The 16,116-nt window shown below is 68.4% G+C and carries 24 protein-coding genes; 1 reads left to right on the top strand and 23 read right to left on the bottom strand.

The window, feature by feature from the left end:
• Positions 1-44: 44 nt before the first annotated feature.
• The 13 genes from QCD66_RS26850 to QCD66_RS26790 form a co-directional block, all read right to left on the bottom strand.
• Positions 45-1,037 (bottom strand): hypothetical protein, encoded by a 993-nt coding sequence (locus QCD66_RS26850; protein ID WP_375733331.1) that lies wholly within the window; start codon positions 1,035-1,037, stop codon positions 45-47.
• Positions 1,038-1,156: 119 nt separating this feature from the next.
• Positions 1,157-2,494 (bottom strand): hypothetical protein, encoded by a 1,338-nt coding sequence (locus QCD66_RS26845; RefSeq protein WP_375733330.1) that lies wholly within the window; start codon positions 2,492-2,494, stop codon positions 1,157-1,159.
• Positions 2,495-3,246: 752 nt separating this feature from the next.
• A complete protein-coding gene (locus QCD66_RS26840) occupies positions 3,247-3,648 on the bottom strand; it encodes a hypothetical protein (RefSeq protein WP_375733329.1) in 402 nt (133 codons plus the stop codon).
• A complete protein-coding gene (locus QCD66_RS26835) occupies positions 3,645-3,920 on the bottom strand; it encodes a hypothetical protein (protein WP_375733328.1) in 276 nt (91 codons plus the stop codon). The genes QCD66_RS26840 and QCD66_RS26835 overlap by 4 nt, the downstream gene beginning before the upstream one ends.
• Complete coding sequence (locus QCD66_RS26830; RefSeq protein ID WP_375733327.1) at positions 3,917-4,117, bottom strand: hypothetical protein; 201 nt, start codon at positions 4,115-4,117, stop codon at positions 3,917-3,919. The genes QCD66_RS26835 and QCD66_RS26830 overlap by 4 nt, the downstream gene beginning before the upstream one ends.
• The gene (locus QCD66_RS26825; RefSeq protein WP_407566841.1) at positions 4,114-4,584 is read right to left on the bottom strand and encodes a hypothetical protein; all 471 of its coding nucleotides are present in this window, start codon (positions 4,582-4,584) and stop codon (positions 4,114-4,116) included. The genes QCD66_RS26830 and QCD66_RS26825 overlap by 4 nt, the downstream gene beginning before the upstream one ends.
• Positions 4,585-4,988: 404 nt before the next feature.
• Positions 4,989-5,789, bottom strand: a complete 801-nt coding sequence (locus QCD66_RS26820) for a hypothetical protein (protein ID WP_375733325.1) — start codon at positions 5,787-5,789, stop codon at positions 4,989-4,991.
• The gene (locus QCD66_RS26815; RefSeq protein WP_375733324.1) at positions 5,749-6,312 is read right to left on the bottom strand and encodes a VUT family protein; all 564 of its coding nucleotides are present in this window, start codon (positions 6,310-6,312) and stop codon (positions 5,749-5,751) included. The genes QCD66_RS26820 and QCD66_RS26815 overlap by 41 nt, the downstream gene beginning before the upstream one ends.
• 16 nt (positions 6,313-6,328) lie before the next feature.
• On the bottom strand, positions 6,329-6,511 hold the full coding sequence (locus tag QCD66_RS26810; RefSeq protein ID WP_375733323.1) for a hypothetical protein: 183 nt from the start codon (positions 6,509-6,511) through the stop codon (positions 6,329-6,331).
• Between the two features lie 14 nt (positions 6,512-6,525).
• Complete coding sequence (locus QCD66_RS26805; RefSeq protein WP_375733322.1) at positions 6,526-6,735, bottom strand: hypothetical protein; 210 nt, start codon at positions 6,733-6,735, stop codon at positions 6,526-6,528.
• A gap of 11 nt (positions 6,736-6,746) precedes the next feature.
• Complete coding sequence (locus QCD66_RS26800) at positions 6,747-8,120, bottom strand: replicative DNA helicase (RefSeq protein WP_375733321.1); 1,374 nt, start codon at positions 8,118-8,120, stop codon at positions 6,747-6,749.
• Positions 8,120-9,529 carry a hypothetical protein gene (locus QCD66_RS26795; protein ID WP_407566840.1) on the bottom strand — a complete coding sequence of 470 codons (1,410 nt, stop codon included), beginning with the start codon at positions 9,527-9,529 and terminating at the stop codon, positions 8,120-8,122. The genes QCD66_RS26800 and QCD66_RS26795 overlap by 1 nt, the downstream gene beginning before the upstream one ends.
• 68 nt (positions 9,530-9,597) lie before the next feature.
• Complete coding sequence (locus QCD66_RS26790) at positions 9,598-10,602, bottom strand: GIY-YIG nuclease family protein (protein WP_375733318.1); 1,005 nt, start codon at positions 10,600-10,602, stop codon at positions 9,598-9,600.
• A gap of 107 nt (positions 10,603-10,709) precedes the next feature.
• Here QCD66_RS26790 and QCD66_RS26785 point away from each other — a divergent pair, with 107 nt between their 5' ends.
• Entirely contained in the window at positions 10,710-11,045 is a 336-nt protein-coding gene (locus QCD66_RS26785; protein ID WP_375733317.1) for a hypothetical protein, read from the top strand.
• 62 nt (positions 11,046-11,107) lie between these two features.
• Here the strand turns inward: QCD66_RS26785 and QCD66_RS26780 are convergent, their stop codons facing one another.
• From QCD66_RS26780 to thyX, 10 genes are all read right to left on the bottom strand, one after another.
• A complete protein-coding gene (locus tag QCD66_RS26780) occupies positions 11,108-11,281 on the bottom strand; it encodes a hypothetical protein (protein ID WP_375733316.1) in 174 nt (57 codons plus the stop codon).
• Positions 11,282-11,394: 113 nt separating this feature from the next.
• Positions 11,395-12,171: a hypothetical protein gene (locus tag QCD66_RS26775; protein WP_375733315.1), complete on the bottom strand. Its 777-nt coding sequence runs from the start codon at positions 12,169-12,171 to the stop codon at positions 11,395-11,397.
• Between the two features lie 30 nt (positions 12,172-12,201).
• Positions 12,202-12,678 (bottom strand): HNH endonuclease, encoded by a 477-nt coding sequence (locus tag QCD66_RS26770; protein WP_407566839.1) that lies wholly within the window; start codon positions 12,676-12,678, stop codon positions 12,202-12,204.
• Entirely contained in the window at positions 12,678-13,154 is a 477-nt protein-coding gene (ssb, locus tag QCD66_RS26765; protein WP_375733313.1) for a single-stranded DNA-binding protein, read from the bottom strand. Before ssb ends, QCD66_RS26770 begins: the two co-directional genes overlap by 1 nt.
• Positions 13,154-13,645, bottom strand: coding sequence for an HNH endonuclease signature motif containing protein (locus QCD66_RS26760; RefSeq protein WP_375733312.1), 492 nt, complete (start codon positions 13,643-13,645; stop codon positions 13,154-13,156). The genes ssb and QCD66_RS26760 overlap by 1 nt, the downstream gene beginning before the upstream one ends.
• 66 nt (positions 13,646-13,711) lie before the next feature.
• Positions 13,712-13,978: a hypothetical protein gene (locus tag QCD66_RS26755; RefSeq protein ID WP_375733311.1), complete on the bottom strand. Its 267-nt coding sequence runs from the start codon at positions 13,976-13,978 to the stop codon at positions 13,712-13,714.
• Entirely contained in the window at positions 13,978-14,232 is a 255-nt protein-coding gene (locus QCD66_RS26750) for a hypothetical protein (RefSeq protein WP_375733310.1), read from the bottom strand. Before QCD66_RS26750 ends, QCD66_RS26755 begins: the two co-directional genes overlap by 1 nt.
• Positions 14,229-14,816, bottom strand: a complete 588-nt coding sequence (dcd, locus tag QCD66_RS26745) for a dCTP deaminase (RefSeq protein WP_375733309.1) — start codon at positions 14,814-14,816, stop codon at positions 14,229-14,231. Before dcd ends, QCD66_RS26750 begins: the two co-directional genes overlap by 4 nt.
• On the bottom strand, positions 14,816-15,172 hold the full coding sequence (locus QCD66_RS26740) for a hypothetical protein (protein WP_375733308.1): 357 nt from the start codon (positions 15,170-15,172) through the stop codon (positions 14,816-14,818). The genes dcd and QCD66_RS26740 overlap by 1 nt, the downstream gene beginning before the upstream one ends.
• Positions 15,169-16,011 carry an FAD-dependent thymidylate synthase gene (gene thyX / locus QCD66_RS26735; protein ID WP_375733307.1) on the bottom strand — a complete coding sequence of 281 codons (843 nt, stop codon included), beginning with the start codon at positions 16,009-16,011 and terminating at the stop codon, positions 15,169-15,171. The genes QCD66_RS26740 and thyX overlap by 4 nt, the downstream gene beginning before the upstream one ends.
• Between the last annotated feature and the right edge of the window lie 105 nt (positions 16,012-16,116).

Below are 16,116 nucleotides of genomic sequence, written 5' to 3'. Positions count from 1 at the left end.
ATCTGTGGGGGGTCCGCTATCTGGGGTCAATTCGACACGCCGGGTCAGTTGTGTCGGAGTAGTTCGGCGACTTGTTCGGGGGTGCGGCGTCGGCGTTCTTGTCCGGCGAGTTCGTTGATGTGGTCGGCGAGTTCGGTGTCGGTGTAGAGGGTGCCGCAGGTGGCGCATTCGGCGGCGTAGGTGTCGCCGGGCTGTCGCCAGAGGGCGCGGTTTGCGCAGGTGGCGCAGGCAACGCCGGTAACAGGCGTGGGTTGGGGGTCGGTTTCGCCGAGGGCGCGGCGTAGGGCTTGGCGGAGCGCCCGGAGTTCGGTGGCCATTTCGTCGATGGCGGGGTGCTGGTCGCATGCCTGGTCGATCCGGACGCCGGGCTGCTCATCGTCGAAGCCGGCCAGCAGCCAGTCGGCGAGCTGGTCGACGCGGGCGTCGGGCAGGTGGACGTCGGGCCACATGCTCTCCCGCCAGTCGCGTACCCACGAGTCGAGCACCGTGGCGACGCTGAGGACGCCGACCTGGTCGGGGTCGCCGCCTCGTGCCGCCCAGTGGCCGCGGGTGGCGATGCCGATGCTGCCGGGGCGGGCTGGTGCGCCGAGGTCGATGCGGTCGACGGGCGTGGGAAGTGGGCGTTCGCGGCTGCCGGTGACGTGGGGTTGGCTGCTGCGGGAGTTGATGGGGGCGACGCCACCGAGTCGGGCTACAGGATCAGCCCAGCGAATGCGGCCGGGTGTCCCGTCGGGGTTGGTGGTCTGGTACCGGTGCCGGTCGACGATCGGCGGCTCCGGGTTCGCCAGTCTGGCGTGGAGGTTGGCAATGTCGCGGATGGTGTGGTGGAGGCGCCAGCGGCAGGCGTCGCAGACCGGAGGGCGACGGGCGGCGCGGGGTTCGTCGTCGGCGCGGAAGGCGGGGCAAAGGATGCACGCGCGACGGTCCGATGTGGCGGTTTGCCTGCACCCTTCGGAGCCGCAGCCGCCCGGGACGCTGCATGGGTTGTAGGCGTTCAGGTGGCACAGGCAACTGACCGGGCATTCGTTTCTGATCATCCGTCGATCTCCCGTCCCTGGTGGTGGGCGCTATCGTGGCGGTGATCGCGGAGGGCTGGGAGGCCAGTTCGCGTGTGGGGGATGGTGGGCCGGCAGGGGGTTGCCGGTCCACTCGCCATTTAGGCGCCCGTGACGCGGATCCATGCGGGGGCGGTGGGCGGGACCATCTGGGCGGCAAGCAGTTCGTTGGCTCGCCACTGCTGGAGAAGCCGACCGGCGCGGCGTTCCATCTGTTCGTGGCGTTCGCGGAGGAACGTCTCCACCTCGGGGGTTGGGGTGAAGTCGTTGCGTCCGACGTGGATGCGGGGCCGGTCGGTGTCGCGGTCGCGGATCTCGACGGCGTCGGCCGGCAGATCAGTGTCGATGATGACGGGTACGCCGGTGAGTCGGTGCAGGTTGTTGCCTACCCAGGGGGCGGGTTGCGGCTGGCGGGCGGTTGCCGTGACCTCGTCGGGCAGGCTGATGCCGAGCTGGGCGAGGATGCCGCGTTCGCATTCCTCAAGGTGCTGCTGCAACCTTTCGAGGGCGTTGGGCTCCGACTCCAGTTCGTCGTCGCCGATGAGTCGGTCGTGGCCGTACCGGTTGCCGTCGTGGGCGCAGGTCATGCGTATCCGGAGCGCGTAGAGCGGGACGTCGCGTTCAAATGCAAGGGTGAGGGGCGGGCCGGGGTACGGGTTGCGGCAGTGCGGACATATCTGACACGGGGTCGGCTCGGGTTGTTCGCTGACGGGTTCCGGGGTCCACGAGAGCCGTAGTGGTGCCGGGATTCGACCAGGGATGGGGACGCCTCGCCGCTGGCAGGTGGGGCAGCGCCGCCAGGGGATTTGATCGAGCGGCATCCGGGCCGGCTGGCGTGCGTCTCGGGGTGGGCTGCTGGGCCGACAGAGGCCAAGCAGCCGAATTTCTACCGCTTCCCGGGCGGCGTCCGCCATGGTGTATCGCTGCCCAGACCAAAGTTCGGGCCACGGGTCGTCGGGTACGGCGTGCCGGGGGTTGCGGAGGTCGCGTTCGAGGCGGCGCCACAGGTCCATGATCCGGGCAGCAAGGTCTTCGCTGATCAGCCCGTTCTCGATGTGGACGTCGGCAAGGTCGTCGCCGACAAACCGGTGGCCGTCGTTCAGGCGTAGGTGCCAAGTGGTGGGCTGGCTACGGCGTCCGAAGACCTGGGCGGTGTAGGGGCCGGTGTACCCGGACCGGATGGTGTCGAATTCGATCAGATCGGCGTCGTCGGCGGCGTTGACGAGGTCGGGCCGCCAACGCATGGGGCCAGGCGGGTAGGGTGCGGCGTCGCTCCGGAGGTGGACGTCGCCGGGGTTCGTGGCCTGTGCCGCGTTCCAGCGGGTCTGGCATTCCTGCCCGGCGAAGTAGGCGGAGGGGCCGTTGGGGTCGAGTTGCCGTCCACATTCGCAGGCGCAGCGGCCGTCGATGGCGGCGTCGAGGCGGTCGAGCAGGCTCATGGCGTCTTCCGAATCTGTTCGTCCCAAAGAAACTGTCGCCCGCAGGGACAACGGTAGCCGTAGGCCTCCATTGACCAGGTCGTGAAGTGCAGACCAACCCGGCATAGGGCACGGCGTACCCGTGGCGGTCGCCGATCGGACAGCTCTGTCGTGCGGCCACCGCCGACGCATCGCGTTCGCCGAGTTCGCTGTTGCTGGGCGCGCAGGAAGGTCACGAGGTTGTTCGGGTCGCTGCTCACGCCTCGGGCCTCCAAGTTGGCCGCCATGGTTCGGGAACCTCCTCTGGTAACCGGCTGGTGCTGTCGCCAACCCAGTCGTACTCCATGCCGCTCGGGGCGGGGCCAGGACATGATCGTTGCCAGCCTTCGGGGTAGCAGCTCTCGCAGAACCAGAAGCCGCAGACGGTGCACCGTGGGCCGTTGTGGATGTCGTAGTCGTGGACGAAGTCGTCGGGTCTGCCGCTGCTGTCGGGCTGCCAGGTGTGCTGTGCCGCGCCGTCGAGGCTTGCGTTGCTCGGAGAACTGTCACTCACTGTGATCTGCTCCTTTGTGGTCATTGTGTGTTTAATGGTGGCATAGTCGACTGGTGGTTCGGTATCGGCCCGGTGGACACTTCTAAGATTGATCTTGGACGTGTGACCGTCCGTCATCGAATCCACCAGCCCGGTATTGGCCGTGAGAGCGCCCGCCGCCGGTGGATTCGGCGCACCTTGGCGACGATCGCAGCCCGACGGACGGCACGCTCAAGGTCGGTCATGTGCCGGCCGGCTTGGGCCGCATCCACCACACCTCTTCGTGGTAGTCGAAGCGTTCCCAGCCATCGTCGCCGACGTGGACGTTCTTGACCCAGCCGTCGCCTTCGGGTGGCCGGTCGGAGTCGTCCCAAGCTTTGCGGGGCCCCTCGGTGACGGTGTACTCCCAGTCGGGGTGGCTGCATCGGGCATAGAGCACTTCGTCAGGGAGGCGTCGCGCGGTGGCTTGCTGGATGCCGACGGTTTCGCGGTGCTGGAGTTGCCGGCATGCCCGCCATTCGGGGCGCTCGTCCGGCGGCCTGAGATGGCCTGTGCCGGGTTGGCGCCCTCCGGGACTACTCGTGGGCGCTGTCGGGCCATCCTGGGCGATCTGGGCGGGCTGCGCGGTGGGTTCTGCGGTCACGACTGGTCCTCTCGTGCGGAGTCGAACAGGTCGGGTCCGGTCTGCTCGTCGCAGCGGATCCGTGGGGTGGTGACGGTCAGCCCGCGCTGGCGGGCGCACTCCGGGCCGTAGCCGTCGACCAGGTTGTCGAAGTGGACGGGCTTGCCGCAGCCGGGTGCCCGGCATCGTGCCGGCGGACGGGTGGGTGCCGGGAGCAGGGCGGGCTGGACGGTGTGGGCAGCGGCCGTCCCCACCGCGAGTGCGGGGACGGCCACGAGCAGGCGGCGAATCACGGCTGCTGCGCTTCGGGCGTGGCCGGGGCGCAGTTGGCGTGCTGGTTGCGGAACCACTGGACGTGGTGGGCGGGCTCGTCGTGGCCGGCGACGTTGAGCGTGATCTCGTGCCCGCGCGGGCAGCGGTACGTCCATGCGGAGGTGGCGGCGTACCGGCGGTCGGTGACGTCGATCCGGTCGTCGGTCGGCGCGGTCACGACGCCGCCTTCGCGTCGATCGGGGCTTGGGCCTGGCCGCGGCACATCCGTTCGCCGCAGTTCGTTGCCGGACGGACGTCCCTGCCTGTCGCGGTGTACCGGGTGGTGGTGCAGTAACTCCGCTCCTGGTGGAAGGCGTCCTCACCGGGGCAGTCGGCGCCGGCGGTGCACTCCGAGAAGGTGAAGTGGCGGAACATCCGTCCGGCGCACGTCAGCCGCCGCGTGCGGCCGGGCTCCGCGGCAACCCAGTGGGTTTCGTAGTCCTCGGCCTGCTCCCGGCACGTCTTCGGCATGTCCGGCCGAACTGCCTTGCGGGAGTGGGCGGTGTGGAAGACGGCCGGGCTGGCGCCGGGCAGTAGCAGGTTCTCGCCGACGAACTCAATCGACCGCTGCCGTCCGGCAATCGGCTCGCCGCACGCCCAGCAGCAGCCGGGCAGGACCGCGGCGAGCCGGTCAACCTCGGCCATGGCCTTGGCGGCTTCCTTGTTCCGGTCGTCGCAGGGGCACGGCCACAGTAGGCCGCAGTCGATGCAGGCCGGGTACGGGTCGGGGAGTGGCCACCAGTGGTCCGTGTTCCACCACGGGCAGATCCGCATGCCGCGCCGGTCCCGGCCGTTCGGTGCCGGGTTCCGCGGCGGCTCAACAATCACGGACCGCTCGCGCTTGCTCCACGTTTCGGGGTCGGGACGTCCGACGCGTTCCCATTCCTGCAGGGTTGCCGGATCCCAGTTCGCCTGGTGAATTTCGGTGACGGCAAGCACCCGCCACGCTTCGCGGCTGTGAACCATGCCGATGACCTGGCCAACCTCGGGGATCTGGCCAACGGTGGTCAGGTGCGCGGTTGTGCCGGCGGGACGCCAGTTTCGGTGCCTCACGCCGCCTCCATCCGCCGTGCCGCGGGCTGGCTAGTGTGGGGATCCGGGAGTTCGAACAGGCCACCCTGCGCACTGCGGGCAGGCCGGAGGCGGGCGGAGGATTCGGCGCGCATGAAGCGGAAGTCGCCGGGGTTCAGCCACTCCAACAGTCGGATCAGGTTGATGTCGGGGCCGTAGGCGAGGTAGGTGCCGTCGCCGCTGTCGACGCCCATCTGGCGGGCGCGGGCGATGCGGTCGGCGGAGTTGACGCGGCCCATGTGGACCCACTTGCCGCGGCGCTTGGCTTCGGCGGTGACGGCTGCGGCAGCTTCGCCGATCTTCCATTCGGCCAGCGGGCCAGAGCAGTGCGGGCAGGTGGCTGCGGGTAGTTCGGCCAGTTCGGGAACGTACGAGCAGGGGGCGCACTCGACGATGCCGGCCAGGAAGATCGCGTCGAGGTAGTCCCACGGCATGTCGTCGGGGGTGGCACCGTTCTGGGCGCAGATGGCGACCCGGCCGACGATCTGCCGAATGGGGCGCAGCAGGGGCCAGGACCGTTCGAGGGTGCGCGTGTGGTCGGCAACAACGTCCGGCGCGACCGCGAACCGGCAGCGGGCGCGCATCTCCGAGTGGGAGGCAAGCCAGGACAGGTAGCCGGCGTCGCCGGGGTAGGCGTTGGAGTAGATGCCGTTGTCGGCGATCCAGTCGACCCAGGGCTCCAGCCTGTTGCCGGCGGCGGGGGTGATGATCTGGCCGAGGTAGTCGGCGCGCATCGCGTCACGCACCCGCTCGGTGGACGCGGTGGCGTAGTACCGCACGGCTCACCCCCAGCAGCAGCAGCGGCGTGAGGATGCCGACGACGGCTTTGACGATCGTCTGCCCCCACCAGCCGGCAAGGGGAAAGCCGGCCAACCACAAGAACAGAACGCTGTCGACCGGGGCGGCCACGACGTTGGAGGCGATCCAGGCGCCGAGACGGGAGCGACGGCGGAGCGGGGTGTAGACGGCCATGTCGACCGACTCAGAAACGAGGAAGGTCAGGCCGCTTGCGATGGCGAGCTGGGCCGGCGACATCAGCCCCGAGACAGCGGCACCGACCACGATCGCGGCAAGAACGATCCGGCGGTTGACGGCCTCGTGCAGCCCGTCGCGGGCAACGAAGGATAGGCCGACGGCGAACGTGCCGGCGGTTACGGCGAGCGGGCCGACGTGGACGAGGCCGAAGTGGTCGGTGGCCAGGTTGGCGCCGACGATGCAGGCCACGAATCCGGCGGTCCAGGCGACCGCGACCGGAAGCGCGCGGGCCGGGGAAGCGGTGGTGGCGGGTTGGGTGGTGGTCACGGTGCCTCCTCGGCGGTCAGGCAGCTCGGGTGGTGGGCTTGGGGTGGGTGGCGCGGTGGGGCGGGCACACGTCTGGGCCGTGACCGCACACCGGGCCGAGCAGGTACGTGAGCCCGTCGCAGGTGGCGGTACGGCGGCCGTCCGGACGGGTCGTGATCGTGTAGCCGTGACGGAGCAGGTAGTCATCCGCCAGCCACACCGCGCACGCCTCCATCACGCTGCCGCCCTACCGTCGGTCGCATGCCGCTCGCCGTTCCACCAGGCGCGCCACGTCCGCCAGCGGTGGCCGCAGACGCACATGTAGGCGCCGACGACCCCGTTTCCCTTGGCGTTTTCCAGTAGCAGGGCGGGCCGGTAGGGGCCTTTGCTGCACTTCGGGCAGTTGTCGGCGTAGGTCGGGACGCCGTTCTCGAACGTGGTCACGGGGTCCCTCCTCAGTTGATGGCCATGTCGACGAACCGGGACAGGTGGAGCTGGGCCGCGACGGTGACAATCCCGCGCTCGCCGATGCGGCACTTGGCAACCACGAAGTCGGCTTCGCCGCAGCGGGGCGAGTCCTTGTCGTAGTAGTCCTCGCGGTGCGCCAGGATCACGACGTCGCTGTCCTGCTCGATTGCCGACGAGCCCTTGAGGTCGCCCAACTCCGGAATCTTGCTGAGCCGATTCGACGGGTTGCGGTTGAACTGGGCGGCAACGAGCGTCGGAACGTCGAGGGCCATCGCGATCTCGCGCTTGATGTCGGGGCTGACGTTCGCAATAACGGCCGGCAGTTCGACGATCCGGTCGTTGCTGGGCTTGACGAGGTGCATGTGGTCGATGACGACCAGGTCGAGGCCGAGCGTGCGCTGCATCTTGCGGCAGATGCGGGCCATGTCGGCGACCCGCATCGGCGACTTGTCCGACAGGTAGAGGGGGGCGTTGGCCATCGGCCCGATCTGGCGGGTCACCCGCTGCCAGTCGTTGTCGTCGAGTAGCCCGTCGCGGATCCGCGTGTGCAGGACGCCGGTTTCGGCGGACAAGATCCGGTCGAAGATGTCCTTGGTTCGCATCTCCAGTGAGAAGAATGCGACCTTGAGCCGCTGCTTGATGGCAACGTGGCGGGCGATGTCGACGAGGGTGATGGACTTGCCCATGCCGGTCGCCCCGGCCACCGTGATCATCTGCTTGGGCTGCATGCCGCCAATGAGCCGGTCGAGGTCGGTGTAGCCGGTCGGGATGCCGGCCTTGCGCTTGGCGCGGTGCTCGATGTCGTCGAGGGCCGGGTTAATCAGGGAGCCGAGTTCCGCCAACTCCAGCGAACGCCGCCGCGGCGCGGCCTTCGCGATCAGGGATTCGGCGAGGGCGGTGAGGTCGTCGATGCTGCGGCCTGGGGTGGTGGCCGCCTGGGCGAGCTGGACGCCGCCCGCTTCGATTGTGCGTCGTTGGGCGAGGTCTGCGACTCGGTTCACGTAGTGGTTGAGGCTGCCGGCCGAGGCCAGGCCGAGGGCGTAGCAGTCGGTCAGGAAGGTGCCGGGGGCGAGGCGGGCAAGTTCACCTTCGTCGGCGAGGTAGCCGGCGAGCGCGACTGGCTCGATTGGGTGGCCCTTGCCGTGGAGTTCGACGATGATGCGGTACAGCTCGCTGTGGCGCGGGTTGTAAAACGTCTCCGGTTCGATGGCCTCGGCGACCCGGTCGAAGACGGTTGGTTCGCCGGTCGGTTTGTCCGGGGCGACGGCTGCCATGAGCGCGCCGAGGATGACCCGTTCGGCGGCGAGGTCGAAGACCGGTGCACGGTCTGCGGCTTGGGCTGGGGTGGTGTTGGTGTGCATCAGCGTCCCTTTGCTGCTTCTACGAGAGTGATGCCGCGGGTGCCGGCGGCGTGTGCAAGTTCGGTGAGCTGGTCGGTGGTGGCTCCGGCGGCGTGAAGGGCCTCGATTTCCTGGGCGGCTTCAACAAGTTCGGGAGCGATGAGCTTGAGCCGGTGGGTGTCGTTGTAGACGGCCCCGTAGACCCGAAGGACGGCGGCGACAACCGGATGCGTGGTGGCCTCAGCGGTCGTTGCGGGTAGGCCGCGGCGGCAGGCGGCGCAGAGCGGGGTGCCGTGCGTCGGGTGGGGGGCACGGCCTGCAAGGGTGCCGTGCTCGCACGCGGGCTCGACCTTCTCCAGCTCTTTGATCTGCTTCTCGACGTCCTTGGATCGCTGGTCGCGGACCCGCTGGATGAAGTGTCCGAAGCCGCCGCCGTCTCGTTCGGCAACGGCGCGCATGTAGCCGAGGGGCTTGCCGGGGTACTGCTGCTGGAACAGCTTGGCAACGGCGCGGGCGTCAGCCTCGGTGGCGTTCGGGTACTCGTCGGGGCGGCCACGCAGCCATGCAAGGGCGATTTCCTCGCGCTCGGAGAGCTTCACCAAGCGGGTGGAGAACAGGCCGCCTTGCCGGCCGGGCTGGGCTGCTGCTGTGGGGGTCGTCGGCATCGACTCGGTGTTCGTCGTCCACCGGTCGCTGGTTCGGCTTTGGCCGGTGGCTGCTTCGGCGGTAGCCGGAGGGCGCTGGTTGATCAGCGACGGGTCGACGGTCGACAGGTCGAAGTTGTCGAACCCATCCCCTCGGGTGGTCGACGGGGCGGGAGCCTCGGTCTCAGCGACGACGGCGACGGCCGCGGGGTTAACGGTTAACTGGTTAAGAACTTCTTCCTTATGAGGGGGGTCGGCGTTCGTACCGCCTGGCGGTCGCTGGCGTACCGCCTGGCGGTCTGCGTCCGACCGCCAGGCGGTACGCGGCTCGGTTCCTTGCGTACCGCCTGGCGGTACTTCTGCACTGCCTTCACGTACCGCCTGGCGGTCTCTGGCAGCGCTGCACCCCTCTTCTCGCCCCTCATCAGATACCGCCCGGCGGTACGCGGTATCGGCGGTGCTCACTGTGTTCACCGACGGGGCTTGAGACGCGGTCTTGGCCTTGCCGGCACGCTTGCGGGGAGCGCGAGGCGCGACCGAGGCGCCGATACAGAGGGTGAGCCCCTTGCGAACTTCACCCTCTGCCTGGGTGCGCTCAACCCAGCCGGCATCGGTAAGCGCCTTCATCCACTCAATGAGCGTCGAGCGGGAGTAGCCGGTACCGGCGTGCATGTCGACGTACGTGGGCACGTACTTCGGCGGAATCTCGGCGGTGCCGGCCGTTGACTTGGTGAGGAGGAACAGCAGGATGTGCCGGCCCGTTGGCTCGATCTCGGACTCGTTCACGGCGCTCTCCACCTCCCATCTGGTCGTCATCGGCGCTCCTAGATCTGGTCGTGAAGGGGTGAGTGGCGTCAGAACGGAATGGGCTCGCGACTGATTGGCTCGTGGCGTTCGACGAGGTACCGACTTCCATCTGCGCGCTGCAAGGTGCCGTGCAGGGCGTTGTTGAAGTGCTCTTGGCACCAGGCGTTGTGACCGCGGCATGGCTCGCCGGAACCACAGCGGAAGCACTCGGCGAGCCAGACGTGATGAGTGGAAAGCTCCGGACAGGGAACGCCGTTAGGGCCCGTCGCCTTGCAGAGGTCTGGGTGCATGCGGCCCTCAAGGCGCCAGTAGCGCGCATTTCGGGCAGCAAGGTGGGTTCGGACCCTGTCCCCGCCCTCTCCGTCGAAGGCGTCCGGAGGGATGAGGTGAGCCGCGCCTTGCAGCCAGTCCATCCGCTGAGCTTCAGGCAGGCTGTCGAGAAGCAGCTTCGCGAACTCATTGGCCACGGTGTTGAGCGCGGCGTTCAGGCGCGTGAATGAGTTGTTCTCGATGGGCTTTTCTTCCAGGATGCGGTCCACGAGGGGGTCGGGAACCACGTCCAAGACATCGTGGACACTCCGCGTCAGGACGTGGCGTTCCCAGTCCAGCTGTCCGACTGCCTGGAGAGCGACCTCCGTCAGAGGGACTTCTTCCGCGTTGTCGTAGTCCGAGACGTCGACTGCGTGCCGGACAAGGCTGTCGTATACCTCCTGATTGCCTCCGCTGATGTATCGCAGGATCCTGTTGGCGAAGTCGTCTACGGAGGCGGGAGCGGTCACCCATTCGTTGTGCTTGTCGTTGTGAATCGGCTTCTCGGCCCGGATTGCCTCAGCTTCGGCTTCGAGCGCCGCGTTTCGGGTGGTGTAGTGCTCGACCGCGATGTGGTCGACGTCGGACCACCAGGGCTTCTCCCGTTTGTGGGTTCTCATGCGGCCGGGGAGGTCCATGGTGATACCGACGTACAGGAGAACGTCGGTGCGGTCGTAGAAGCGGTAGAGCGCGTGGGGCTTGCCGGGGAGTTCGGCCGCGGCTCTGGTGATGCGGTGTGTCATGTACGCGCTCCTGCGGTGATGAGGGGCGGGTTTGTGGCAGGGCAGGCGTTGGTCGCTCCTGCCGTCCGCCGTGTTGGGGGCGTGGCCACTGCGGTAGAGTATGGCACATGGATGTGCCAATGTTGAGATCGCGATCCGGATGTTCCATGAAGGTGAGAGGTGTCGATCGCGACACCGTCATCTGCGACACTTGGGACGTGACCGATCCCGTAGTGCGCGCCAAAGCAGCCCTTGACCGGGCTGAGGCGACTGTGAAGCGGCGTCGGGAAGAGTTGGCCAAGGAGGTGGCTGAGGCTGTCCGCCGCGGCGAAAAGCTCTCCCACGTCGGGGCCAAGGCTGGCTACACCCCGGAGCATGTGCGGCGTATCGCCCGTGCTCACGGCGTGGAGGACAAGACGGGCCGCGAGCCTCCGAAGCGCGCCCAGGCGGCTTCCGCCGAGTAGCTGCGTTCGTCCACGGCCGGCGCCCCCGCGACGTTGGCCGTTTCCGCATGCCCGGACCACGCTCATGCGGCCCGCCGGGGTGTGACGCCGTCGGCCCGCTGCCTGACCGGCTCGTCTTTGCCGCACGTGTGCCAGATGCCGTGGGCTGCGTGCCAGACGCGGCAGCCGTCGGAGGGGCAGTCCTGCCGGTCGTTGGGGCCGAGCCGGGGGCGGGTGGGTGTGGGCTTGACCTTCATCGTTGGTCCTCGATTCGGTCGGTGGAACGGGTTCGGCGCGACCCTGGAAGGGGCCGCGCCGGGGATGCTGCACGACGGAGAGGGTTAGCGTCTCGGCCGCGCGTCTGTGCAGGTCAGGTCTGCTGCGGCGTCTGGTCGGCCATCCGCCGGTCGATTGCCTCCACCCATGCCACGGCGACCGCGGCGACCTGGACCAGCTCGGTACGCAGTTCCGGCCCGGTCGCGGCGAACGCTTCGGCCACTTCTTCGCGCAGGATGTGAAGCCAGTCGAGGTAGCCGCCTTCGGCCGCGTTCTGGCAGGCCATCTTGGCGGTGTCGGCGTCGATCTGTTCGGGGTAGTCGCCGGTGCCGTCGGGGTGGTTCTGCGGCCCCCACTTCGCGTCCTGGCGGGCGCGTTCGGCGGCAATCTCGGCGAGCACCCCGCCCTGGGCGCGGGCTGGGCCGGCGGTGCCTAGGGTGGCCAGCACCTCTGCGCACGTCGCGACCATCAGCGCCCGGTTCTGCTCCGGCACCTCGGCCCACGGCTTGGCGCTGGCTTCCCGAGTGCGGTAGCCGTACTCGGGCGCCAGCCGCTCGTACGTCTCATGGAACAGTTGGGCAACCCGTTCGGGAGTCACCTGCGCGTGGGGCGGCATGGAACCGAGGCTGGCGGTGTCGCGTCCGTCGTATCCGGGGCGGACGGTGATGCCGTGGTGTTCCTGGAGCAGCGTCATGGCGCGGTGAATCGGACCCGTGGGCAGAAGGTAGGTGGCGACGAATCCGCCGTCCTGCTCGCCGTACTCGGTGGCCTTGACCACGCAGTCGGCGAGTGTATTACGGAGCTGGCGGACGTTGGTGGGGTCTGCGTCTGTGGTTGCAGCCTCCGTGGCGGCGGTGGTCTGGTCGGCCATAGTGGGCTCCTTGGGTCAGGCGGCCGGTTTCTATGCGGCACGCTCTTCCGGCGGCACGTAGAACGGCATCAACTCGCGGCGTTTGGTGTCAGCGGCCTTGGCGGCAGCCTCTTCGGTCGCGAAGGTGCCGAGGATGTAGTTCTTGCCTCGGAACTTCACGCGTGCGGTCCACCGCCCGTAGGGGGTGGGGTGAACGCCGCGGAACCGGGATTTGCCGCGACCTGCGACGTTCTGGCTTGATCCGCTTGGGTTGACGACTCGCAGGTTGCTGCGTCGGTTGTCGAGACGGTTTCCGTTGCGGTGGTCGCCGATCATCCGGTCGCCTGCCTTCAGGCCGAGCACCCATCGGTGGACCACCTGCATGCGCTTCTGGTCAAACATCTGGGCGTAGCCGTGCGAGCCAACCGACAGCCTTCGCGCACCTAGCCGCAGGTAGTCGTCGGCGTCCAGTAGCACCTGTACAGGGCCGTCCTTCGTTGAGGCGGGCACCTCGACCCATGCGCGCACTAGAACGGGGCCTCGTCATCGTTGAAGGAGCCGCGGGTCGGCCCGGACGGCGCCGACGTTGCCCACGGGTCATCGGCCTGGCCGCTGCCGCTGTTCCCGAAGCCGCCGCTGCCGGACGAGCGCGCCATCTTCTGGACCTTCGCGGTCGCGTACCGCAGCGACGGGCCGACCTCGTCCACGTCGATTTCGACCGAGGTGCGGGTCTGGCCGTCCTTCTCCCACTGCCGGGTTTTGAACCGCCCGTGGACGATCAGCCGCATGCCTTTGGTGACGGTCTCCGCCACCTGCTCGGCCATCTCCCGCCACACGGAGCAGCGGAAGAACGTGGTGTCGCCGTCGGTCCACTGGTCGCCCTTCTTGACTCGCGGGGTGACGGCAACGTTGAACGTGGCGACTGCGGCACCGGATGGAGTGAAACGCAACTCGGCGTCTCCGGTCGCGTTGCCGATGATCGTGATCAGGGGTTCTCCAGCCATCAGGCTCCTTCCTTTCGCTTGAGTGCACGCCGGTATGCGGCGTTGCGGTGTGGCTGTCGGTCACGCTCCCGAGCGCAGGCCCGGCAGATTCGTGACCCTTTTCGGCTGACGTAGGTGTTCTTGAAGTCATACGGATGCCCGGCCGGGCAGTGCGTCTTGAGCCGGTTGAACGTGGAGACCGACAGTCCCCGGCGGGTGTTCTCGCCAGGAGTTACCGCCTCTAGGTGGCCAGGGTTGACGCACCGTCGATTTCGGCAGAGGTGATCGATGTGCAGCCCAGCAGGTATCGGCCCCTTGAACGTTTCGTAGGCGTACCGGTGAGCAAGGGCAGGCTTCTCTTTGGTCACATGAAAGAGCCCGTACCCCGCGCTGATCAGCCCTGCGGTCCAGATCCAGCACACGCCGCGGTGCCGGAACGCTGCTGGCTGCGGTCCGTTCTTGTCGACCTTCTCCCAGAAGCGCTCGGCTGCAGGGCGGGTTACACGCGGCATTGGCTAGGCAGGGCCGGTGCCGGTCATGGTGGGCAGTGGCATGGTGGGTGTCCTCCTGATTGGTGGTTAGGCGGTGAGCTGGGCGTTGCGGCCGTGGTCGGCGGTGTTCGCGGCGGCGATGATCCGTGCGGCGCGGTGCGGGCTGACGCTAAGGCGGCGACCGAACAGATTTGGCCCGCTCGTGAACCCCTGCTCGGCCTGTTGGGCGGCCCAGTGCTGCCACGGGGCGGCTTGTTTCGTCTCGGTGAGGACGTCAGAGGAGGCGACGTGGGCGGGACGGCCGTCGCAGTAAGCGCGTGGTACGTCACCCCGGTTCTGTTCTGGTTCTGTCATCAGGCTGCCCTCGGCAGGGCGGCGCGGGCCGGCACGGGTTCGGCGGCGACGATGCAGCGGACCGCGGTCGGAGTGCCGGGCCAGGGTCGGTCAGCGTCGCAGTCGATGACCTCGAAGACGGGCTCACCGGTGACGACGGCGCCGGTGCGGGCGGCGACGTAGGGCAGGTCGTCTTCGGCGAGTCGGATGGCGTCGTCGCCGTACAGGTCGGGGTCCTCTACCGGCCAAAGGACGCGCAGGGTCCAGCCGCTCATGACGGGCCTCCGGTGGGCCAGACGCGCCAGTTGAGCCAGGATCGGGATGCGGTCGGCCCGCGCTGGCCCTGATAGCGGGAGCCGGCCGTGGCGGATCCGTATGGGTGCTCGGCCGGCGACGACAGGCGGAAGACGCAGAGCTGTCCGATGCGCATGCCCGGCCAGAGCAGGATTGGCAGGGTGGCGACGTTGGACAGCTCGAGGGTGATGTGGCCGGTGAAGCCGGGGTCGATCCATCCGGCGGTCGAGTGGGTCATGAGCCCGAGACGTCCCAGCGACGACTTGCCTTCGAGGCGCCCGGCGAGGCCGGTGGACAGGGTGATGGTTTCGAGGGTGGAGGCAAGTACGAACTCGCCGGGGTGAAGCACGAACGCTTCCTCGTTCGGTACCTCAACTTCGCTGGTCAGGTTGTTTTGGGCGACGGCCGGGTTGATGTGCGTGTACTCGTGGTTGTTGAAGGTGCGGAAGTGCCGGTCGAGGCGGACGTCGATGCTGGCCGGCTGGATCAGCTCGGGCTCGAACGGGTCGAGCCTGAGACAGCCGTCGCCGATGGCTGCGTGCAGGTCGCGGTCGGAGAGCAGCATCAGGCGGCCACCGCCATCTGGTAGCGGGGCTGCCGGCGATGCTCTGCCGGCTGGTTGCTGCCGTCGCAGGCAATCCACCGGCTGGTCCGCGGGTGCAGGGCCTGGTGGGGTTCGATGGCAGCGTCGTCGTTGAGGGTTACGTGGTCGCCGCAGCTGGTGCAGATGCCGGTGGCGGGGACAATGGTGACGGGTTCGCCGACGGTGGCGCGGCAGATTTGGCAGATGCTGGTGCGGGCGATCGTCCGTTCGGTGGTGATGGTGAGGCGTCGTCCGCAGGCGGAGTGGTGCGGTTTGGTGGTGGACGGGTAGTGGGGGGTGTTGCGGGCTGTGGTGTAGCCGACGGTGATGGCGTTCATGACTCCTCCGTGTGTGGGCTCGTCGCCACCTCGCTGCCGTCGGGCAGCCGGGTGACGACGAAGTCGGTGAACACGTTCGGGGCGACCCGCTGGAGTTGGCGCAGGCACTCCACGGCCAGCTCGCGGATCTCGACGTCGGCGTGCTCGGTGGCGCGCATGCCGATGAAGTGCCGCCAGGCGCGGTAGTTGCCGGTGACCACGATCCGGGTCTCGGTGGCGTTGGGCAGCACCGCGCGAGCTGCCTGCCGTGCTGCCTTCTTCATCGCCGTCTTCGTGGGCGCCTGCGGGCACGGCCACACCTGCTCGCACTCTCGGCACCGTTCGCGTCCTTCGGCGGGGCCGGGCAGGTAGCTGTACGGCTTGTGCGGCGAGTTCGCCGCCTGGGCAGCAACCTTCTGCTCCAGCCCTTCGAGGAGTTCGGTGTAGGCGCGCACGCTCGCCTCGGTCGCCTCGACGAACTTCTTGTGCAGCTCCGGGTCCTCGGCGATCACCCGGGGTTCGACCATGGCGGCGTCGCGCTCGGGTACGTAGCGCTGGGAGAGCTGGGAGTACGAGAAGTGCCGGTGCCGGATCAGCTCGTGGGTGAACGAGCGCGACACGCCGGTGAAGTAGAACGTGACGCTGCCGTGCTCCAGCACCGACAGGTGGCCGACCTCCAGGATGTGCGCGAGGTAGCCGGCGTTGGTCGCGGTCGCCGGATTGGGCTTGCTCCACGACTGGTAGCAGGCCCGGCCGGCGAATTCCGCGAGGGCCTGACCGCCTTCGGCGTCGGTCGACCACGCGACGTCCTCCGGCGCCTCGAAGTGGGTCCAGGCGATCAAGGCCACCGATGGGCCCATGCGGCCTCCTTCCGGGGAGCGGCCCACACCGGGGCACGGAATCCAGCTACGGCCATCAGGTGACAGGCAGGGGTGCTGCTCGACCATCCCGAGGTCGTTGAGTGG

This window comes from Polymorphospora sp. A560 (assembly GCF_045781765.1).
Taxonomy (GTDB): Bacteria; Actinomycetota; Actinomycetes; order Mycobacteriales; family Micromonosporaceae; genus Polymorphospora; species Polymorphospora lycopeni.
Note: the sequence above shows the minus strand (reverse complement) of the source record. Positions and strands in the feature narration are given on the sequence as shown.